16 protein-coding genes and 1 tRNA gene are annotated in these 18,861 nt (G+C 38.0%); 10 read left to right on the top strand and 7 right to left on the bottom strand.

The window, feature by feature from the left end:
- The first annotated feature begins 7 nt into the window (after positions 1 to 7).
- Genes V6670_RS20385 through V6670_RS20375 form a run of 3 tightly spaced genes read left to right on the top strand, consistent with a single transcriptional unit; the run spans position 8 to position 3,309 of the window.
- Positions 8 to 880, top strand: coding sequence for a proline racemase family protein (locus V6670_RS20385; protein WP_338651981.1), 873 nt, complete (start codon positions 8 to 10; stop codon positions 878 to 880).
- Positions 881 to 906: 26 nt separating this feature from the next.
- On the top strand, positions 907 to 1,809 hold the full coding sequence (dapA, locus tag V6670_RS20380; protein WP_338651980.1) for a 4-hydroxy-tetrahydrodipicolinate synthase: 903 nt from the start codon (positions 907 to 909) through the stop codon (positions 1,807 to 1,809).
- Between the two features lie 18 nt (positions 1,810 to 1,827).
- Positions 1,828 to 3,309: an aldehyde dehydrogenase family protein gene (locus tag V6670_RS20375; RefSeq protein WP_338654692.1), complete on the top strand. Its 1,482-nt coding sequence runs from the start codon at positions 1,828 to 1,830 to the stop codon at positions 3,307 to 3,309.
- Between the two features lie 69 nt (positions 3,310 to 3,378).
- On the opposite strand, the gene rpoN is transcribed toward V6670_RS20375, so the two are convergent.
- Both rpoN and V6670_RS20365 read right to left on the bottom strand, forming a co-directional pair.
- On the bottom strand, positions 3,379 to 4,665 hold the full coding sequence (rpoN, locus tag V6670_RS20370; protein WP_338651979.1) for an RNA polymerase factor sigma-54: 1,287 nt from the start codon (positions 4,663 to 4,665) through the stop codon (positions 3,379 to 3,381).
- Positions 4,666 to 4,841: 176 nt separating this feature from the next.
- Positions 4,842 to 5,906 carry a Xaa-Pro peptidase family protein gene (locus V6670_RS20365; RefSeq protein ID WP_338651978.1) on the bottom strand — a complete coding sequence of 355 codons (1,065 nt, stop codon included), beginning with the start codon at positions 5,904 to 5,906 and terminating at the stop codon, positions 4,842 to 4,844.
- A gap of 136 nt (positions 5,907 to 6,042) precedes the next feature.
- Here V6670_RS20365 and V6670_RS20360 point away from each other — a divergent pair, with 136 nt between their 5' ends.
- On the top strand, positions 6,043 to 7,725 hold the full coding sequence (locus tag V6670_RS20360; protein ID WP_338651977.1) for a peptide ABC transporter substrate-binding protein: 1,683 nt from the start codon (positions 6,043 to 6,045) through the stop codon (positions 7,723 to 7,725).
- 423 nt (positions 7,726 to 8,148) lie between these two features.
- Here the strand turns inward: V6670_RS20360 and V6670_RS20355 are convergent, their stop codons facing one another.
- Genes V6670_RS20355 through opp3b form a run of 4 tightly spaced genes read right to left on the bottom strand, consistent with a single transcriptional unit; the run spans position 8,149 to position 12,473 of the window.
- Complete coding sequence (locus V6670_RS20355; protein WP_338651976.1) at positions 8,149 to 8,514, bottom strand: DUF3899 domain-containing protein; 366 nt, start codon at positions 8,512 to 8,514, stop codon at positions 8,149 to 8,151.
- Positions 8,511 to 10,502, bottom strand: a complete 1,992-nt coding sequence (locus tag V6670_RS20350) for an ABC transporter ATP-binding protein (RefSeq protein ID WP_338651975.1) — start codon at positions 10,500 to 10,502, stop codon at positions 8,511 to 8,513. The genes V6670_RS20355 and V6670_RS20350 overlap by 4 nt, the downstream gene beginning before the upstream one ends.
- 13 nt (positions 10,503 to 10,515) lie before the next feature.
- Positions 10,516 to 11,547: an oligopeptide ABC transporter permease gene (gene opp3C, locus V6670_RS20345; RefSeq protein WP_338651974.1), complete on the bottom strand. Its 1,032-nt coding sequence runs from the start codon at positions 11,545 to 11,547 to the stop codon at positions 10,516 to 10,518.
- Positions 11,544 to 12,473 carry an oligopeptide ABC transporter permease gene (opp3b, locus tag V6670_RS20340; RefSeq protein ID WP_036119020.1) on the bottom strand — a complete coding sequence of 310 codons (930 nt, stop codon included), beginning with the start codon at positions 12,471 to 12,473 and terminating at the stop codon, positions 11,544 to 11,546. The genes opp3C and opp3b overlap by 4 nt, the downstream gene beginning before the upstream one ends.
- Before the next feature lie 150 nt (positions 12,474 to 12,623).
- Here opp3b and V6670_RS20335 point away from each other — a divergent pair.
- From V6670_RS20335 to tsaD, 6 genes are all read left to right on the top strand, one after another.
- Positions 12,624 to 12,699 (top strand) — tRNA-Asp (locus V6670_RS20335).
- A 472-nt stretch (positions 12,700 to 13,171) separates the two neighbouring features.
- Positions 13,172 to 13,510, top strand: coding sequence for a hypothetical protein (locus V6670_RS20330; protein WP_338651973.1), 339 nt, complete (start codon positions 13,172 to 13,174; stop codon positions 13,508 to 13,510).
- Between the two features lie 189 nt (positions 13,511 to 13,699).
- On the top strand, positions 13,700 to 14,149 hold the full coding sequence (gene tsaE, locus V6670_RS20325) for a tRNA (adenosine(37)-N6)-threonylcarbamoyltransferase complex ATPase subunit type 1 TsaE (RefSeq protein ID WP_036119017.1): 450 nt from the start codon (positions 13,700 to 13,702) through the stop codon (positions 14,147 to 14,149).
- Complete coding sequence (gene tsaB, locus V6670_RS20320) at positions 14,146 to 14,853, top strand: tRNA (adenosine(37)-N6)-threonylcarbamoyltransferase complex dimerization subunit type 1 TsaB (protein WP_338651972.1); 708 nt, start codon at positions 14,146 to 14,148, stop codon at positions 14,851 to 14,853. Before tsaE ends, tsaB begins: the two co-directional genes overlap by 4 nt.
- Positions 14,846 to 15,298: a ribosomal protein S18-alanine N-acetyltransferase gene (rimI, locus tag V6670_RS20315; protein ID WP_036119009.1), complete on the top strand. Its 453-nt coding sequence runs from the start codon at positions 14,846 to 14,848 to the stop codon at positions 15,296 to 15,298. Before tsaB ends, rimI begins: the two co-directional genes overlap by 8 nt.
- Positions 15,298 to 16,314 carry a tRNA (adenosine(37)-N6)-threonylcarbamoyltransferase complex transferase subunit TsaD gene (gene tsaD, locus V6670_RS20310; RefSeq protein WP_058843573.1) on the top strand — a complete coding sequence of 339 codons (1,017 nt, stop codon included), beginning with the start codon at positions 15,298 to 15,300 and terminating at the stop codon, positions 16,312 to 16,314. Before rimI ends, tsaD begins: the two co-directional genes overlap by 1 nt.
- A 441-nt stretch (positions 16,315 to 16,755) precedes the next feature.
- Here tsaD and V6670_RS20305 read toward each other — a convergent pair whose 3' ends face one another.
- A complete protein-coding gene (locus tag V6670_RS20305) occupies positions 16,756 to 18,699 on the bottom strand; it encodes an ATP-binding cassette domain-containing protein (RefSeq protein ID WP_338651971.1) in 1,944 nt (647 codons plus the stop codon).
- Positions 18,700 to 18,861 lie beyond the last annotated feature (162 nt).

Genomic DNA, 18,861 nt, shown 5'->3' with positions numbered 1-18,861 from the left:
GATAAGCATGAATTTTCATAAGTCTTTTCAAACGATCGATACACAAGTAGTGGGAGAAGCCTTTCGCATTATTGTGCAATCCCCAATCATGCTTGCGCATGAAAATATTACGGAAGCGGCTCATGCTCTAAATACGCAATTCGAAGATACAAAACAATTGCTTCTGAATGAACCTAGAGGACACCGTGGAATGAATGGCTGTCTTGTTTTACCATCAGCTATTGCATCCTATCGACTATTATTTTTCCAACATTCGGCTTCTACAAATTTTAAGTATGAAGCACTTGTAGCCACAATGACAGCATTGATTGAGCAAGGAATAATAGAGCTTTCAAGAGATAATATTTACTCTATTGAAACAGTAAAAGGTGTTTATGAAGCCTATGTAAAACTTTCTGAAACGAAAGATACTGTTTTATCAGTTCATTTGACATTGAAGCCAGCGCATATAGAAGGTGACCAAGTAATTATCGATAATGAGCGACGCTACTTTGTTGTAGAAAAACCACAGCAATTAAAGGCAATTGTTCTAGATGAATTAGCAGAAATCAGTACGTGGGGATTACTAGAAAGTGAGAAATATAGTACAGCAGATGGTGTCATTATGTATGAACAGCTAGACAGTTCAGTACGGTCAGTTACCTTTGAGCGAGATGGCTATATATTACGTTCACCTGGTGTAGACAGTACATTGGCGTTACTAGCAGTTTTAGGGGAAGAAGCTGTCAAAAAAAATGACAGTATTTTTGGTAGCAGCATTGAAATTAGTCAAAAACATGAAACTGGCTATGAAATTGCATTAACAGGATATATCACAGGAATCCATCAATTTGTAGTGGACCGTGAAGATCCTTTGCAGCATGGATTTATCATTGTGTAATAAAAGAGGATAGAGGAGGAAAAAAGATGAAAAAACTAGAAGGTGTATTTCCGGTATTAGTAACACCAATGAAAAACCAAACGGACATTGATTGGGATGGTTTCCGTCAAAATATTGAACATTTTATTGAAGCTGGGGTAACAGGTATTGCTATTAACGGTAGTACAGGCGAATTTGTAAGTTTAACGAAAGAAGAACGGTTTAAAGCAGTAGAAGTAGCTGTAGATCAAATTAAAGGGCGAATTACATTGATTGTTGGTACAGCTGCTGAGACAACTACAGAGGCTATCACCTATACACAACAGGCTGAACAGGCTGGCGCAGACGCAGCATTATTGATTAATTCCTATTATGCACACCCAAAAGATGAGGAAATATATGTTCATTTTAAATCAGTAGCTGAATCTGTAAGCATTCCCATTATGATCTATAATAATCCGTTTACTTCGGGTGTAGATATTGGCTTAGAAACGATTTTAAAAGTAGGTAGAGATGTTCCAAATATTACACATATTAAGGAATCGAGCGGCAGTATTGGAAAAGCACGTGATATCGTACGTCAAGGCCAAGATAATATTAAAGTATTTTGTGGTTCAGAGGACTTAGCCATAGAATCATTTTTAGTTGGGGCTGTTGGGTGGATATCTGTATCTGGAAATATTGTGCCAGAGCTTGTCACAAAGTTATATAGTCAAGTAAAAGAAGGAAATTTAGAGGCAGCTTGGGCAATTTATGATCGTTTATTACCTTTATGTGCATTTTTAGAGGGATCAGGTAAATATGTACAAATCACTAAACGTGCAATGGAACTAAAAGGATGGGCAGGGGGACCATGTCGTCTACCACGACTCCCACTAACAGAGGAAGAAGATGCCCAACTTAAAGCAATTATGACTAATTTAGACGTACTGGCAATTGAACATTATTAATGCAAAGGGGGATGAATGATGGAGGCAGTGTTGACATTAAAACCACAAGTAAAGAAATTTCTACAGTCCACAATCGGCTTGTATATCGACGGTGAATATGTGCAAGCTCAATCAGGTAAAGCATTGAATGTTTTAAATCCTGCTAATGAAGAGGTCATCGCTGTAGTAAGCGAAGCACAGGCAGAAGATATTGATCTTGCAGTAGAAGCTGCTCAAAAAGCATTTGATGGTGCATGGTCAACGATGGAGGCAGCTGAACGCTCACGAATTATTTATAAATTGGCAGATTTACTAGAAGAACATCGTGAAGAGCTAGCACAGCTTGAATCATTAGACAATGGAAAACCATATCAAACTGCTCTTGCAGATGATGTGGATGGCACAGTTCAGCATTTCCGTTATTATGCGGGCTGGGCAACAAAAATTACAGGCCAGACTGTACAAGTGTCGAAGGATTACTTGAATTACATTGTACATGAGCCCGTTGGAGTTGTAGGTCAAATTATTCCTTGGAATTTCCCTCTTGCAATGGCGGCATGGAAGCTAGGCGCAGCGTTAGCTGTAGGGTGTACGATTGTCATCAAACCAGCGGCTGAAACGCCATTGTCATTATTATATGTAGGGCAATTAATGAAACAAGCTGGTTTCCCAAATGGTGTAGTAAATATTGTACCAGGTACGGGAGAAGCTGGAGAAGCTATTGTTACACATAAAGGTGTAGCTAAAGTAGCCTTCACTGGATCAACAAAAACTGGAATCCAAGTGATGAAAAAGGCAGCTGATGAAGTGAAAAGTATAACATTAGAGCTTGGAGGGAAATCTCCTGCTATTGTGTTACCAGATGCAGATGTTGAGGAAGCAATAGAGGGAACTTTTGCTGGAACGATGTACAATCACGGCCAAAACTGTAGCGCATGTACACGAGTATTTGTGCATAGTAGTCTATACAATCAATTTGTTGAACGACTTGCAGAAAAGGCTAAGGCATTGAAGGTAGGACCAGGACTAGATCCGGAAACAGAAATGGGTCCATTAGTGTCACAAAAGCAATTAAATACAGTCCTTGGTTTTATTGAAAAAGGAAAAGAAGAGGGTGCTCGCTTAGTAGCTGGTGGTAATCGAGCACTCCAAAAGGGATTTTTTGTACAACCAACTATCTTTGCTGATGTACAGGACACGATGACGATTGCTCAGGAGGAGATTTTCGGACCTGTTATGTCTATTCTATCGTTTGAAACAATAGAAGAAGTCATCGCACGTGCTAATAATAGTAAGTATGGACTTGCTGCAAGCATTTGGACAGAGAATGTAAAAAAAGCACATTATATTGCTAGTAAACTACAGGCAGGAACAGTATGGATTAATGATTTTGGCTTAGAATGGGAAACGATGCCATTTGGTGGCTATAAACAGTCAGGTATTGGTCGTGAAATGGGCGGCGAATATGGTTTGTCCAATTATACTGAGGTGAAAAGTGTATTTGTCAATATGAAGCAATAATAAGTGAGTCTGCTTTAAATTTGTCTAGATGGAAAAGGAGCTACCCCCAATAGATAGCTCCTTTTCTCATTATTTAAATTGGTTTATTTTACGTCTAGCAGAGGAAGGTATGTTCATGTCCTCGCGATATTTGGCTATGGTACGACGAGATATTTCAATTCCCAACGCAGAGTTAAAATACTCAGCTATTTTTTGATCAGAGAAGGGCTTTGCTTTATTTTCAGATTTTATATAGTCTGACAGCAATGACTTCACCTTTATTTGCGACACACTATGACCATTTGCTGTTGACAATTTAGAGGTGAATAATTCTTTTAATTCAAATGTGCCAAAAGCAGTTTGTACATATTTATTCGTTGTAATGCGGCTAACCGTTGATTCATGAACATTTATTTGGTCAGCAATTTCACGCAACGTAAGTGGTTGCATGGCATCAAAGCCATATAGAAAAAACTTGTTTTGTTTTTCAATAAGTGCCTTCATGATATTGATCATTGTATTTCGACGTTGTTCAATGCTGTTAACTAACCAGTGGTAGTCAGTTAAGTGTTTTTTAAAATAACTCTTCTCTGAGGAATGCGTTTTTGTATAAGGAAAGTAGTCAGCGTGAATATTAACTTTTGGTAAATAATAATCATTTAACGAAAAGGTAATCCCACCATCAACAATATCAACAATGATATCTGGTATCGTCGTATGTACCAACTCTTGATAAAATAATGAGCTCAGCTTTGGCTGTAGTGATTGTATAAAAAGATAGATCATTTGTAAGTCACTTAGCGATATATCCAGCTCTTTTGAGATTTGTTTCCACTTCTTATTGGCAAGCTCTTCTAGATAATTAGAAATAACGGTTTCAGTATGAGCAGGGCTGTTATGACAATAAATGGTTTGCAATAGTAAACATTCTTTCAAATTGCGTGCACCAATTCCTAAGGGACCAATTGTTTGTAATAAATGAATCCCCTTTTCTATTTCTAGGTCATTATAAGACGTTTGTGTTGAATGCTCATAATAACCATTGTCATCTAAATGATAAATAATATGTTTTAAGAGTTGAATGTCCTTTTCGTTAGAATATGTTAGCCTGACCTGCTGAAACAGTTCATCACGAGCATTTTTTTCACATTTTGTGGCAAGATGCATAATATCAAGATGTCTGCTACTCATTTTTGGAATCTGTAGATGGTCTTTAAGTGTTGGTTCACTTAGTTCGATTAAAGGATTAACGAGTTCTTGTTCACGTATATATTGTTCTAATTCCTGAGTTGAATATTGGAGTAGCTCGATTGCCTGACGAAGTTGGGCAGACATAACGATTTGTAATTCTTGTGTTTGCTTAATAGAAAGTTGCATAATAAAACCTCGATTCTCTATCAATCTATCTAACCTTAGAAAATATAGTGACAAGAAATTTTGACATGTGCAACGAAATATATTATAAGCTTCCAATAAAAAGCTCAAAATGTTGAAATGAAAGGTTTTTAAAAAGTGTAAAAAAAGTAAACATCTACTGGATAAGTGTAAAGAAATTATAAAATAATGAGTTCTTTTGGTGAGTGTGTGATCACTTCTACACCGTCTTTTGTAATAATGACATCATCTTCTATGCGAACACCGCCAACTTGTGGAACGTAAATGCCTGGCTCAACTGTAAGTACCATATTCTCTTCTAAGATGTCTTCACAAACTGTCGACATGAATATATTTTCATGGATATCTAACCCGATACCATGTCCTGCTCCATGTCCGTAATTGTCCCCATAGCCTTTAGCTGTAATGTAGTCACGTGTATAGCTATCTGCATTTTGCCCTGTCATACCAGCTTTCATATTAGAAAGAGCATGTTGCAAGGAATCATAAACAATTTGATATATTTCTTTTAATTGTTCAGGTGGCTCACCAACAGCAATAGTTCTTGTCATGTCAGAACGATAGCCTTGATAATAAGCACCAAAATCAAGTGTTAGCATATCACCTTGCTCAATTATTTTTGAAGATGCTACACCATGTGGTAGGGCAGAGCGATGACCTGAAGCGATAATCATATCAAATGCAGCACCAGTTGCACCGTTTTTTCGCATATGGGATTCCAATTCATATGCAATTTCGATTTCTGAAACACCCGGTTTAATGAATGTTAAAATATGCTTAAATGCCTCATCTGAAATCCAAGCTGCCTTCTTAATTATTTCAATTTCTTCTGGTGTCTTAATCATACGTAAATTTTCCACAATATTAGATAAAGGCTTTAATGTTGCTGTCAATTTATTAGCCATTAATTGATAGGCGTAATAAGTTACGTGATGTTGTTCAAAGCCAACTGTTTGGATTGAATCTTGATCTAAAATCTCTTGAATCGTTTCATATATACGGTTGCGATCAATCTCATGAACCTCGAAAGTTTTACTTTGCTCTGTTGCTTGTTGTGTGTAGCGGAAGTCCACCAATAAAAGTGCGCGCGTATTAGTTACTACAACCGTTCCTGCACTTCCAGTAAATCCTGTTAGATAACGTCGGTTTTGTGCATTAGTGATAATCATTGCGCTTGTATCTTGTGCTTGTAAAGCATTTCGTAATTGTTCTAATTTTGACATGTTGTCATTCCCCCTTTAGTGAAATTATAATGCAAAATCTGTGCCAATTTTAAAAATATTTGGAGTCGGCATGAAAATTGCATAGATTTTTATAGTGCGATTTCTTTCGTGCAATAAAATCAAAGGGGTTTTGAGGATGGCTAAAAAAACAAAATGGCTTGTCGTATTGTTAGGATTAATGCTCATTGTATTGGTCGGTTGTTACGGGAAAGAAAACAATACTTCTGGAAATACTACAAATAGTAATGAATCAGACAATGCATCTACTGATGAAGGTGACAATACTGCTGCACAAGAGCTTCATTTAGTTGCAACAGGTGATTTAACGACAATGAGCTCTTTGGGGAGTGTGGATGCACTTGCTGTGACGGCAATGAACTCTGTATTCGAGGGGCTATATCGTATAGGGCCTGAAAATACACCAGTTCCAGGTATGGCAGAATCGCATGAAATTTCTGAGGATGGTACAGTTTATACGTTTAAAATACGCAAGGATGCAGTGTGGAGTAATGGGTCTCCAGTTACAGCACATGATTTTGAATATGCTTGGAAAAGAGCTATAAACCCAGAAACACAAGCAATTTATTCTTACTTAATGTTGGATATAAAAAATGCAGCCAATGTTCAAACAGAAGAGGACCCACTTTATGGAAAGGTAGAGGGAATTGGTATTAAGGCGTTAAACGATGAAACATTAGAAGTGCAACTAAATGCGCCTATTCCGTATTTTATTAGCTTAACGACTTATGCACCGTTCTTCCCATTAAATGAAGAATTTACAGAATCCCAAGGCGATCAATATGCGCTAGAAGCGGCTAATATGATCTATAATGGTCCTTTCCAGATGGAATCTTGGCAACATGGGCAAGGATGGACGTTCGTCAAAAATGAAAGTTATTGGGATAAAGACACTGTCAAGCTTACTAAAATCACACAAAAAATTGTCAAAGATACAGCAACGGCTGTCAATCTCTATGAGGCTGGTGAAATAGACACTGCCGAGTTATCGAGTGAGTATGTTGCTCAATATAAAGACAGTCCAGAGTATTCAACGTTTTTAAAGCCAAATACGTATTTTATTCGTATAAATCATGAAAATCAATATTTAGCTAATCAAAACATTCGTAAAGCCATTGATTTGGCATGGGATAAACAAGGCTTTGCTGATGTGATATTACAGGATGGTTCTATTCCTGCTTATTATTTAGTACCACAGGGATTATCAACAGATGACAAGGGGAATGATTTCCGCGATGGAAACGGTGATATGAATAAAACAGATATCGAATTAGCGAAGGAACTATGGGCTACTGGCAAAAAGGAACTTGGTGTAGACCAAGTAAAGCTGGAGTTTTTAACATATGACCGTGCAGAATCTAAGAAAGCTGCTGAATTTATTAAAAATCAATTAGAGACGAATTTAGAAGGCTTAGAGCTAACAATTAATATGCAGCCTAATAAGCAAAAACTTGCATTAGAGGGGGCTGTTGATTTTGACTTAGACTATGGCGGTTGGGGTCCTGACTATCAAGATCCTATGACTTACATTGAATTATTTGAATCAACAGCTTATTATAATCAATCCAACTATAAAAATGAAAAAGTGGATGCATTAATAAAACAAGCGAAAACTACCTCTGATGTTACGGAGCGCTGGGAACTTATGCAGCAAGCTGAAAAATTAATGATGGAAGACGTAGCATTCGCTCCAACATTTCAAAAAGGGTTAAGTCGTTTGACAAAACCATACGTGAAAAATTTATATGAGCATCCATTCTCAGCTGACATAAGCTATAAATGGGTAGAAATTGTAAACTAAAAAATGCTGTCCTCTACTTTCGGAGGACAGCATTTTTTCATGTTGTTGAAAAAGGGAGATGTCAACGGCAGAAAAAGCCATTTTGAAAGGCGAGGGGGTGATTTCCGTTCCGCCAGCGTCCGATGAGCTGCTTCACTCACTGCGTTTGCTCCAGAGTCTCGCCATATGCAAAAGTGTCTTTCCTTCTCTTTCATACGAGCCGTAGTGAACAAAATAGCCAATTATTTGTAGATAGCCTCTTATTTTCAATGTGGAGAAGTGATGAGTGACAACACCCCTCTACTTCACTTTATTTAAAAAACTTTGCTAAAAAGAAACATTTGAGCGAAGCGGCTCGGCGCTCACCCACAGGAAAGCAATTAGCCTGCAACGGAAATCCTTTTTCACCTTTCACAAAATTCTATTGATGGTTTTGTTTTTCATTTATAGATAGAAAACTATCGATAAAATGGCTGTTGCGGAACAGCCAAGTATACCCGCTAGTAATAGCGGATAAGTGAAGGTGAAGGAAGGTGCATGAACAAATTCTAAATCTCCATCTAATTCAAAGGCATAGGCACCATTTTTAGTGACACGTGCAAAAAAACGTTTAAAGCTATAGGCGATACCATTAAACAGCCCACCTTGCACAACAAATAATGATGCACCTACAATAATGAATGCAAGTGAAATAAGAAAAATATTATTAATCAATGTTAAAAAAATTATTGGTTGATGGAGGAGCCAAGTATAGCTAAGGGAACTTATGACAATACAGCTAGCAAGTAGGGCTGTGACCTTTATATTCAAAGTGATATACCTCCTTCTTGTGCTAGACGGTATTGGACAAGCTCTTCTTTTGTCAGCATAACAAAGTGACCAGGCCGTATTTCTACAAAGCTTTCACTCTCATAATTTCTGCTAGTTTGATAGGTAGCTTCATTAAAAATAATGCGTTTGCGTTCTCGCTCTAACTTAGGATCTGGCAATGGAATGGCTGATAATAATGACTTCGTATAAGGGTGTACTGGGTGATCATAGAGCTCTTGACTGTCTGCTAGCTCAACGATTTTTCCTCGATACATCACACCAATACGATCACTAATATATTTCACCATCGACAAGTCATGTGCAATAAAAAGATAGGTCAATCCACGTTCCTTTTGTAACTTTTTCAGTAGATTTACTATTTGTGCCTGGATGGACACATCCAACGCAGAAATAGGTTCATCTGCAATGATGAACTCAGGTTCTACAGCAAGAGCACGTGCAATACCAATCCTCTGACGTTGTCCACCACTAAGCTCGTGAGGATAACGGTTTGCATACTCCTTTGTTAATCCTACTATTTTTAATAGCTCATATATTTTGGGCTTCCATTCACTTTTAGGTACTTCATGGATGGCCAATCCTTCTGCAATAATATCCGCTATTTTCATACGTGGATTAAGGGAAGAATAGGGATCTTGGAAAATCATTTGCACCTTGCTATTGAAAGTTAGTTTGTCTTTTTTTGTTTGATTGTCATTGATATTACGACCATCAACGTGAATTTCTCCGCTAGTAATCGAATTGAGTCCAATTATGGAACGTCCAGTTGTAGATTTACCACATCCTGATTCTCCCACTAGACCAAAAATTTCTCCTTTATAAATATCGAACGTAATGCCATCAACAGCTTTATTAACAGTGTTTTTTCCTAAAGAGAAGTGCTGCTTGACCTCCTTTAATGATAAATATGGATGTTCTTTATCGAATACAGTTGGTGCTTTATTTTTCTCTTGCTGTACCTGTGTAGGCTGTTGATGAATCGGCACTATTTTAGGTGCGTGTTTATGCAATAACCAAGTTGCTGCGAAATGAGTGTCGCTTACTTGAAACATCGGTGGCTCCTCTATAAAGTCAATTTTCAATGCATGTTTATTACGAGCTGCAAAGGCATCTCCAGTAGGTGGCTGAAGCAGGTTTGGTGGCGTTCCTGGAATGGCATACAATGAATTGGTATCAATATCTGGATTAGGCATGGCTGCAAGTAGGCCTTGTGTATAAGGATGTTGACAATGATAAAAAATTTCATCAACTAAGCCAATTTCAATTATTTTTCCAGCATACATAACAGCAACACGATCAGCCATTTTGGCGACAACACCTAAATCATGGGTAATAAAGATAATCGATAAATTCATTTTTTGTTGTATGTTTTTTAGTAATTCTAAAATTTGTGCTTGGATTGAAACATCTAGTGCTGTAGTAGGCTCATCGGCAATAATGATGCGCGGCTCACAAGCTAGCGCCATGGCAATCACTATTCGTTGGCGCATCCCTCCAGAAAATTGGTGTGGGTACTGTTTATAGCGTTTATCAGCTTCTTTAATACCGACTAGTTGCAATAGTTCTATAACACGGTTAGTAATTTGTTGGCCACGTAAAGTTGTATGTTTTTTTATACTTTCTGCTATTTGGTGACCAATCGTCATCGTAGGGTTTAAAGCAGTCATTGGATCTTGAAATATCATGGCTATTTCAGCTCCACGAATTGCTCGGATTTTTTGCTCACTGCAAGTAAAAATATTATGCCCGTTATATAAAATATGTCCACTTTTTAACATCGTTGTCTCAGTTGGATTGAGGCGAAGAAGGCTTTTAGAGGTAACTGATTTCCCTGAGCCAGACTCGCCTACAATGGCTAAGGTTTCACCTTCAAATAAATCAAATGAAATGTTGCGTACTGCTTGTACCTCACCGTTGTATGTGTTGAATGAGACACTTAAATTTTTCACTTCTAATATTTTTTTCATTTAGAGCATCTCCTTATTTACGAGTTTTTGGATCGAATGCATCACGCAGTCCATCCCCGAGTAAATTAAAGCTAATCATAATCAAGCTAATGACAATAGATGAAACAATCATGCCATGTGGATAAATTCGTAGTAATTTATACGAATCATTGACAATTGTTCCTAAAGAAGCTGTTGGAGGCTGTAGCCCTAATCCGATGAAGCTTAATAATGCTTCCGTGAAAATGGCTCCTGGAATAGTAAACGTAGTTGCAACAATAATTGGCCCAAGCGTGTTGGGAATTAAATGCTTCCAAATGAGACGTTGGTTACTAGCACCAAGTGTTCGTGAAGCAAGCACATATTCATATGATTTTAACTTCAATATTTGTGCTCGAACAATTCGAGCCATACTGATCCAGCCTACAATCACCATTGCAATCGTAATCGAAATAATCCCTGGCTTTAAAATAAGAATCAGAAGTATGTTCACAATTAGGCCAGGGATACCAACTAACACTTCAATAATACGTTGCATGATATTATCTGTCCGACCACCATAAAATGCTGAGACAGCCCCGTAGGCAACTCCTATAATTAGATCGATGGTTGCCGCTAAAAAAGCAATATAAAGAGAAATTCGTGTTCCTTCCCATATACGCGTCCAAAGATCTCGACCTAATTCATCTGTACCGAACCAAAAATATTCTGCAATCCCTTTTGCTTCATATTGGTCTACGCCTCGGCTATCAACACCATTCAAGCCTAAGAAAGAAATATTCTCAAGGACAGGAATTTTTGGAGGTAAATTAGTGCGGGCGATATTTTGTTCATCATAACCGTGGCTATTCATAAAAGGGCCGAAAATAGCAAGTAATATAACGACGATAATAGTACATAACCCGACTATAGCTGCTTTATTTTTCCGCAAACCACGCCATGCATCTTGCCAAAATGATTGCTCAGGACGATAGGTGAGATCATCCGTAATATCAGTTTGCGATGCATATTCAAATAACTCCTTTGAATAGCTCTTAGTTATACCTTCTGTCAATTTTATAGTCATGCCCTATCGCCTCCTGTCACACGGATTCGGGGATCAATCAACCCGTATAAAATATCGATGATTAAAATAACGGTTACAAATAGCACCGCATAAAAAATAGTTGTTCCCATAATTAGCTGATAATCGTTGGTAATAATAGAATTAACAAACTGCTCACCTAAACCTGGAATACTGAATATCTTTTCAATAACAAGTGAACCAGTAATAGTGTTAACAGTTAACGGACCAATAATAGTGACGATTGGAATCATGGCATTTCGAATACCATGTTTTGTAATGATAAAAGGATTTGATAATCCTTTGGCTTTTGCGGTTAAGATGTATTCTTGACTAAGTACTTCTAGCATTTCAATACGCGTGAAACGAGCAATTGTAGCAACTACTCCAACTGCTAAAGCAATCGTTGGTAAAATAGAATATTCAAAGCCATTCCAAAAGGCAATGGGTAGCCAGCCTAGTTTAACGCCAACCCAATATTGTAGAAAACCTGCAAAGACAAACGATGGAATCGATATACCTAGTACGGCTAGTATTGTGGCTCCATAGTCAATAATAGTGTTGTGTTTTAGAGCCGCTATAATTCCTAATAAAAGCCCAATAATTGTTCCCACTATAATGGCTTGAAAGCCCAAAATTGCCGATGCACCGATACGTTCCTGAATAATTTTAGTTACTGGTCGATTATCAAAGACAAAAGAAACTCCTAAATCTCCTTGTACAAGATTCGTTAAATAAATGCCAAATTGCACAGGAACAGGCTTGTCTAACCCATATTTTTTGTAAAGTAGCTCTTTTTGAGGCTCTGGAAGACGCTCATCATTAAATGGTGAACCTGGCAAAGCTTTCATTAATAAAAATGACAGTAGAATAATAATAAAAAGGGTAATAATCATATAACCAATTCGTGTAAATATGTACCGAACCATGGCACCAACCTCCTACTAAATAGTGTGTTGAAACTACTAAATTTATTTGCAAGATTGATGCCAATTGCAAGAAATTATGAGAAGAAAAAATATGAAAATATATATTGCATAGCTTTTTACTATATGATATATTTATAAATGTCTTAAAGAGGTCCCGTGGTGTAGCGGTTAACATGCCTGCCTGTCACGCAGGAGATCGCCGGTTCGATCCCGGTCGGGACCGCCATTTAAAATTGATATGATCGCTCTTATGTACTGCTACAGTCATAAGAGCTTTTTTTTTATTTAATAATTATTTTCTTTCAACTTAGCATTTGAGCATGAAATGTATTCAAGCTTATGTTGAAATTGTGAAAGCATCATTTTATAAAGACCCACTTCACAGGGTAGAAACATAGAGGCTAAAAGCTTTACAATTTCTGAACCCTTTATGACCAACCTCCCATTGGTTTTAATAAAATAACATCTATTGCCCTAAATAACTCCTCTACTGCTACTAAAAAATCACCCAATCCCAGTGAAGTTAATTGAATTATTGACATGAGCCTAACTTATTGCATATTTTTAACATTATCTAAAAATAGTAAAAATTACCGATAAATGAGGGCGTTTTTATAAGGTAAAATGAGATATGTTTCTAAAATAAAAATTAGGGGTAAAAATTTAGAAGTAATCGGATTGGCTACGGAGGTGTTTATATGAGCAAAGACCATTTCTTAAAACGTCTTTATTTACCTTTGCTTATTGGTTCCATAATAATAATGGTTGGCTGTGGAGATCCTATTATAGAGATTGAAGAAGCAAATACGTATCACTGGCAAAAAAATATGAACGAAGTAGAATTTGAGAAATTAAAAAATGATATGTCATATATTGAGGTAGTAGAGACAGCAGGCGGCGCAGGTAAAAAGGTTAAAAATAATGAATATCGTTGGAATGATGAAACCCTGTTGACTCAGGCTTATATAGTGAAATTTAAGGATGATAAATTAATTGCTAAAGAGATCATAGCTGTAAAAGGTCATTCCAATAGATAGATAGTTGACACGTCTTCATAAGAGAAGACGTGTTTTTGTTTGCATTTAGGTTACCTAACTATTGTCATCACAGAACAGGGCTTTTTAACAAGCACAATCAAAGCAGGTATAATTGATATTGGATGCTTTGAACATTTTCGTTAGTTTAGGTAAACTAGAGGTAATGTAGTGATGAGAGGAAAAAAGAATATGTATGAAATAATCATGAATTCAGTTGATGATACAGAACGTTTCGCCATCAAACTTGCCAATATACTAGAAGCTCAAGATACGATTACATTAGAAGGGGATCTAGGTGCTGGCAAGACAACATTTACGAAAGCCTTGGCAAAGGGACTTGGGGTCAAACGAACAGTCAACAGTCCAACATTTACGATTGTTAAGCAGTATGAGGGAAGATTACCGTTTAATCATTTAGATGTGTATAGGTTAGCAGAAAGTGATGAAGATCTTGGCTGGGATGAACTGTTTTATGGAGATGCAGTTTCAGTGGTCGAATGGGCGCATTTAATTGAACAGGACTTGCCACAGGATCGCTTAGCGATAGAGATTTATCGAATCGGAGAAAATGAACGACGCTTTGTGTTAATACCTCGTGGAGAACGCTATGAGGCACTATGTGAGGAGCTAATGAAATGATTTGGTTAGGAATAGAAACAGCAAATACACCGCTCTCCATTGCAGTTGTAAAGGATGGCAAAGTGGTGGCCGAGATGGTACAAAACATAAAATTAACGCATTCTGCAGGTGCAATGCCAGCGATTGAAGAAATCTTGGCACGAATAGGGTTAAAACCGAATGACTTGGATGCGATTGCAGTGTCTGAAGGGCCAGGTTCTTATACAGGTGTTCGTATAGGCGTGACATTAGCAAAAACCCTAGCATGGACGTTACAGAAGCCTTTAGTTGGTGTATCTAGCTTAAAGACATTGGCTGCTAATGCTGCTCTTTACAACGGATTGATTTGTCCAATTATTGATGCTAGAAGAGGCAATGTCTACACAGCTGTTTATCAGGGCGAGACATTAGAGGCCCTTGTGGATGATCATCATGTACATATTGATGATTTATTAGTGCGTTTAAAGGCATTAGAGGCGCCTATTTTATTTGTAGGAACAGATGTTGATATATTTTGGGAGAATATTGAGCAGGTGCTTGGTGATACAGCAGTACGTGCACCATTTAGTATTGACTTGCCACGCGCAACGGAAGTCATTCGTGTAGCAACGAAATTAGAGTTGCCTAGAGTCGAAGCTATCCATCATTTTGTTCCACAATATAAACGGATTGCAGAAGCTGAGGCGAACTGGCTGAAAGAACAGAAGGAGAAGGAACATGAGTAGGAATGTAACTTATCGTAAAATGGTTTCTGACGATGTGCCAGTGGTTTATGAAATTGAAGTGACTTCATTTCCAGTGCCATGGACGTTAGATTCCTTTTACTACGAAGTGCATGAAAATCAGTATGCGCATTATGTGCTGGCTATAGATGAAAATGACAGTATTATTGGTTTTTGTGGGATGTGGATGGTCATAGATGCAGCTCAAATTACAAATGTAGCTGTTATTGAGGAGGCACGTGGTCGAGGGATAGGCGAGGGGTTAATGCGTGAGGCGATGCAAATAGCTCGTTTACATGGAATGGAGGTCATGACGTTAGAAGTACGTGTAACGAATACGGTTGCACAAAATCTCTATCGCAAGCTTCAATTCCAAGATGGTGGCATACGGAAAGGCTATTATACTGATAACGGGGAGGATGCCCTTGTCATGTGGGTGAATTTATAATGAATAATGGATTGATATTAGCAATAGAATCAAGTTGTGATGAAACAGCTGCAGCGATTATTCGAAATGGTCATGAAATTGTGTCGAATGTTGTGGCTTCTCAAATAGAAAGTCATAAGCGATTTGGTGGCGTTGTACCTGAAATTGCATCACGTCATCATGTTGAACAAATTACAGTAGTAATAGAAGAAGCACTGGCACAAGCTAATTTAAAGCCAGCCGATTTAGATGCAGTTGCTGTTACAGAGGGCCCAGGTCTGGTAGGGGCATTATTGATTGGCATTAACGCAGCTAAGGCTTTTGCTTTTGCTAACAGCTTGCCGATTGTTGGCGTCCACCATATTGCAGGACATATTTATGCCAATGCACTTGTTCAGCCAATGGAATTTCCTTTGTTGGCACTTGTCGTATCAGGTGGTCATACAGAGCTTGTCTATATGAAGGAACATGGCTCCTTTGAGGTCATTGGTGAAACACGAGATGATGCAGCTGGTGAAGCCTATGATAAAGTGGCACGCGTTTTAAACTTACCTTATCCAGGTGGACCACGTATTGATCAGCTTGCTCATGAGGGTGAAGAGGCTGTTCCTTTTCCAAGAGTTTGGTTAGAGGAGGGTTCTTATGATTTTAGCTTTAGTGGCTTAAAATCAGCAGTCATCAATTATAAACACAATATGGATCAACGAGGCGAAGCTATTTCGCCAGCAGCCGTTGCTAAGGGTTTTCAGGAAAGTGTTGTCGAAGTACTGACAGCGAAAACATTGCGTGCTGCTCGCGAATATCAGGTGAAGCAGGTCATAGCAGCTGGTGGTGTAGCAGCGAATAAAGGTCTGCGAAGCGCTTTAGAGGCTGTATTTGCCGAGGAAGGTATCCCATTTTTTGTACCACCACTCAAATTGTGTACAGATAATGCGGCAATGATTGGAGCAGCAGCCATGCCAATGTTTGAGGCGGGTGTTCGAGGAAACTTAATGATGAATGGACGTCCAGGAATGGAGTTAAAATCTTGGGTGTAGCAGTAAATGAAGGAGGTATCTTATTGAAGATATCTCTTTTTTTGCTTGTCGAAAATTTGTTGATAAAAAATGAATGTTGCGAAGAGAATAATAATATTCAACACGTTAATTGACAAATTTTTCAGAAAATTATCCACAGGTAATGGTGCGAATTAAGTACCGAACACGCGTACTTATGCACAATATGTTGATAACTTGTGCATAACTTGTGATTATTCAATATATAGTAGCACGTTTTACAAGGGATGATGTGGATAAAATAATTTTTGATTGTGGACAATGTGGAAAACTCTGTTGATATGTTGGTATTACTAGATTTATAGTGTGTATAAAACTGTGGGCATTTTTTGTCGAAAAATAGCACTTGACCAATATATATGAAAAATAAAGGTGTGTAAAGAAAAAAGCCATGCGGCGAGGCACATGGCTTAAAATCAGTAACTACATATTAATATTTTCAAGTTCCTCATTTAGCTCTAACCATTCTAATTCCAATCGCTCATGCTGTTCTTTAGCAGTAGCTAATTCGTCTTGAAGCTGTGAAATTTTTTCGTGATCCGTGAAAATTGCAGGGTCACAGAGAGCTTCCTCGAGCCTATCAATGGTAGCTGTCGTTTCTTGCATCTTCGCCTCTAGTTCTTCAATAGTACGCCTAATTTGACGTTCGCGTTTTTTTGCCTCTTTATCAATTTTAGAGGTAGAAGTCTTATCAGGTAGGTCTTGCTGTACTTGCAGTTGGGAGGCAGCCTTCATTTGCGCTAGCTCCAACAGTTCCTGTTTTTTCTCTACATAATAATCATAGTCGCCTAAATATTCAAATGACCCAGTTCCAGACATCTCCACCACTTTCGTTGTGATACGATTAATGAAGTAGCGGTCATGGGAGACAAATAGAAGCGTTCCAGGATAATCAATCAGTGCATTTTCCAGAACCTCTTTACTATCTAAGTCTAGATGGTTTGTAGGTTCATCGAGAATTAAAAAATTGGCCTTTTGCATCATTAATTTTGAGAGTGCAAGGCGTGCTTTTTCACCGCCTGATAAAGAGGATACGGTTTTATCCACATCTTCTCCACTAAATAGGAAGCGTCCTAAGACAGTGCGAATATCTTTTTCATTCATGAGCGGCCATTCATCCCATAGCTCTTTCAAGACACTTTTATTGCTTGAAAGCTTTGCTTGCTCTTGATCATAATAGCCAATTTGTACATTAATACCATAACGAATAGCACCTGCAAGAGGTGTTAAATCTTTCACAATCGTTTTTAATAATGTTGATTTACCAACCCCATTTGGTCCAACAAGGGCTATCCGATCCTCGCGAAAAGTGCGCAGGTTAATACCACTAGATATTAGCTGATCATCATAGCCGATTGTTAAATCATCGACGGATAAAACATCATTACCACTTTGACGTTCGATAGTAAAACCAAAACTAGCAGATTTCTCATCACCATCTGGCGATTCCATCCACTCAGTTCGTTCAAGCATTTTACGTCGACTTTGTGCCATTTTTGTTGTAGAGGCACGTGCAATATTCTTTTGGATAAAATCCTCTAGCTTGGCCTTTTCATCTTGCTGACGCTCAAAAAGTTTGACATCGCGTTCATAGGTTTTAGCCTTTTCATCTAAATAAGCACTGTAATTGCCTGTATATTTTGTAACACGATGACGTGACACTTCGTAGACAATGGAAACGACTTGGTCTAAGAAGTAGCGGTCATGGGAAACAATTAAAATAGCTCCTTCATAGCTCTTTAAATAAGATTCCAACCAAGATAATGTTTCGATATCTAAATGGTTCGTAGGCTCATCGAGAATTAAAAGGTCTGGTTTACTAAGTAAAAGCTTAGCCAGTGCTAAACGTGTGCGTTGTCCACCAGATAGTGAGCTAATGGGTTTATCATAGTCTTCGGGATAGAACTGCATTCCATGAAGCACTGAACGTATGTCCGATTCATATTGATAGCCGCCAGCATCCTTAAAAGTATGCTGTAGTTGATCGTATTCCGACATAACTTTCGCATACAGAGTGGGATTTTCGTAAACGGTAGGATCAGCCATTTGCTGTTCGAGCGAGCGGAGCGTTTGTTCTTGGGCTAAAAGCGGTTCGAAAATCGTCATCATTTCATCCCAAATAGTTAACGTAGAATTTAATCCAGCATGTTGCTCTAAATAGCCAACCTGAATGCCCTTTGGGATAATGATATCCCCGGAGTCATAGGACATTTGACCAGCGATTATTTTTAATAAAGTCGATTTACCTGCACCGTTTCGCCCTACTAAGGCAACACGATCACGATGTTGAACTTCTAATTTAACACCACTTAAAATTTCATCTGCAAGAAAGGATTTAGTTAGTTGATTGACCTGTAAAACAATCATTCTTGACACCTCAATTCTACCTTAGTGTAATGGATGAACGATTTGCATGCAATGTAGGTGCTTTACTTATTCCTAGCAGTCATGTAAGATTGAAACGATTTCTTTTTAGTTAGTTGCGTACAAAGCGCCATTAACTAAAGAGAAATACGCTAGTGGATTGCA

The sequence above is a fragment of the Lysinibacillus sp. Y5S-8 genome, from assembly GCF_036894365.1.
Classification (GTDB): domain Bacteria; phylum Bacillota; class Bacilli; order Bacillales_A; family Planococcaceae; genus Lysinibacillus; species Lysinibacillus fusiformis_D.
The sequence above is the reverse complement of the archived record's forward strand: the minus strand, read 5'-3'. Positions and strand labels throughout refer to the sequence as shown.

What these genes read in the sequence shown, in the direction of transcription:
- V6670_RS20305 (WP_338651971.1), bottom strand. Translation starts at nt 18,699, where the DNA reads ATGATTGTTTTACAGGTCAATCAACTAACTAAATCCTTTCTTGCAGAT.
- tsaB (WP_338651972.1), top strand. Translation starts at nt 14,146, where the DNA reads ATGATTTGGTTAGGAATAGAAACAGCAAATACACCGCTCTCCATTGCA.
- tsaD (WP_058843573.1), top strand. Translation starts at nt 15,298, where the DNA reads ATGAATAATGGATTGATATTAGCAATAGAATCAAGTTGTGATGAAACA.
- V6670_RS20375 (WP_338654692.1), top strand. Translation starts at nt 1,828, where the DNA reads ATGGAGGCAGTGTTGACATTAAAACCACAAGTAAAGAAATTTCTACAG.
- opp3b (WP_036119020.1), bottom strand. Translation starts at nt 12,473, where the DNA reads ATGGTTCGGTACATATTTACACGAATTGGTTATATGATTATTACCCTT.
- rimI (WP_036119009.1), top strand. Translation starts at nt 14,846, where the DNA reads ATGAGTAGGAATGTAACTTATCGTAAAATGGTTTCTGACGATGTGCCA.
- tsaE (WP_036119017.1), top strand. Translation starts at nt 13,700, where the DNA reads ATGTATGAAATAATCATGAATTCAGTTGATGATACAGAACGTTTCGCC.
- V6670_RS20365 (WP_338651978.1), bottom strand. Translation starts at nt 5,906, where the DNA reads ATGTCAAAATTAGAACAATTACGAAATGCTTTACAAGCACAAGATACA.
- V6670_RS20330 (WP_338651973.1), top strand. Translation starts at nt 13,172, where the DNA reads ATGAGCAAAGACCATTTCTTAAAACGTCTTTATTTACCTTTGCTTATT.
- V6670_RS20350 (WP_338651975.1), bottom strand. Translation starts at nt 10,502, where the DNA reads ATGAAAAAAATATTAGAAGTGAAAAATTTAAGTGTCTCATTCAACACA.
- V6670_RS20385 (WP_338651981.1), top strand. Translation starts at nt 8, where the DNA reads ATGAATTTTCATAAGTCTTTTCAAACGATCGATACACAAGTAGTGGGA.
- rpoN (WP_338651979.1), bottom strand. Translation starts at nt 4,665, where the DNA reads ATGCAACTTTCTATTAAGCAAACACAAGAATTACAAATCGTTATGTCT.
- opp3C (WP_338651974.1), bottom strand. Translation starts at nt 11,547, where the DNA reads ATGACTATAAAATTGACAGAAGGTATAACTAAGAGCTATTCAAAGGAG.
- dapA (WP_338651980.1), top strand. Translation starts at nt 907, where the DNA reads ATGAAAAAACTAGAAGGTGTATTTCCGGTATTAGTAACACCAATGAAA.
- V6670_RS20360 (WP_338651977.1), top strand. Translation starts at nt 6,043, where the DNA reads ATGGCTAAAAAAACAAAATGGCTTGTCGTATTGTTAGGATTAATGCTC.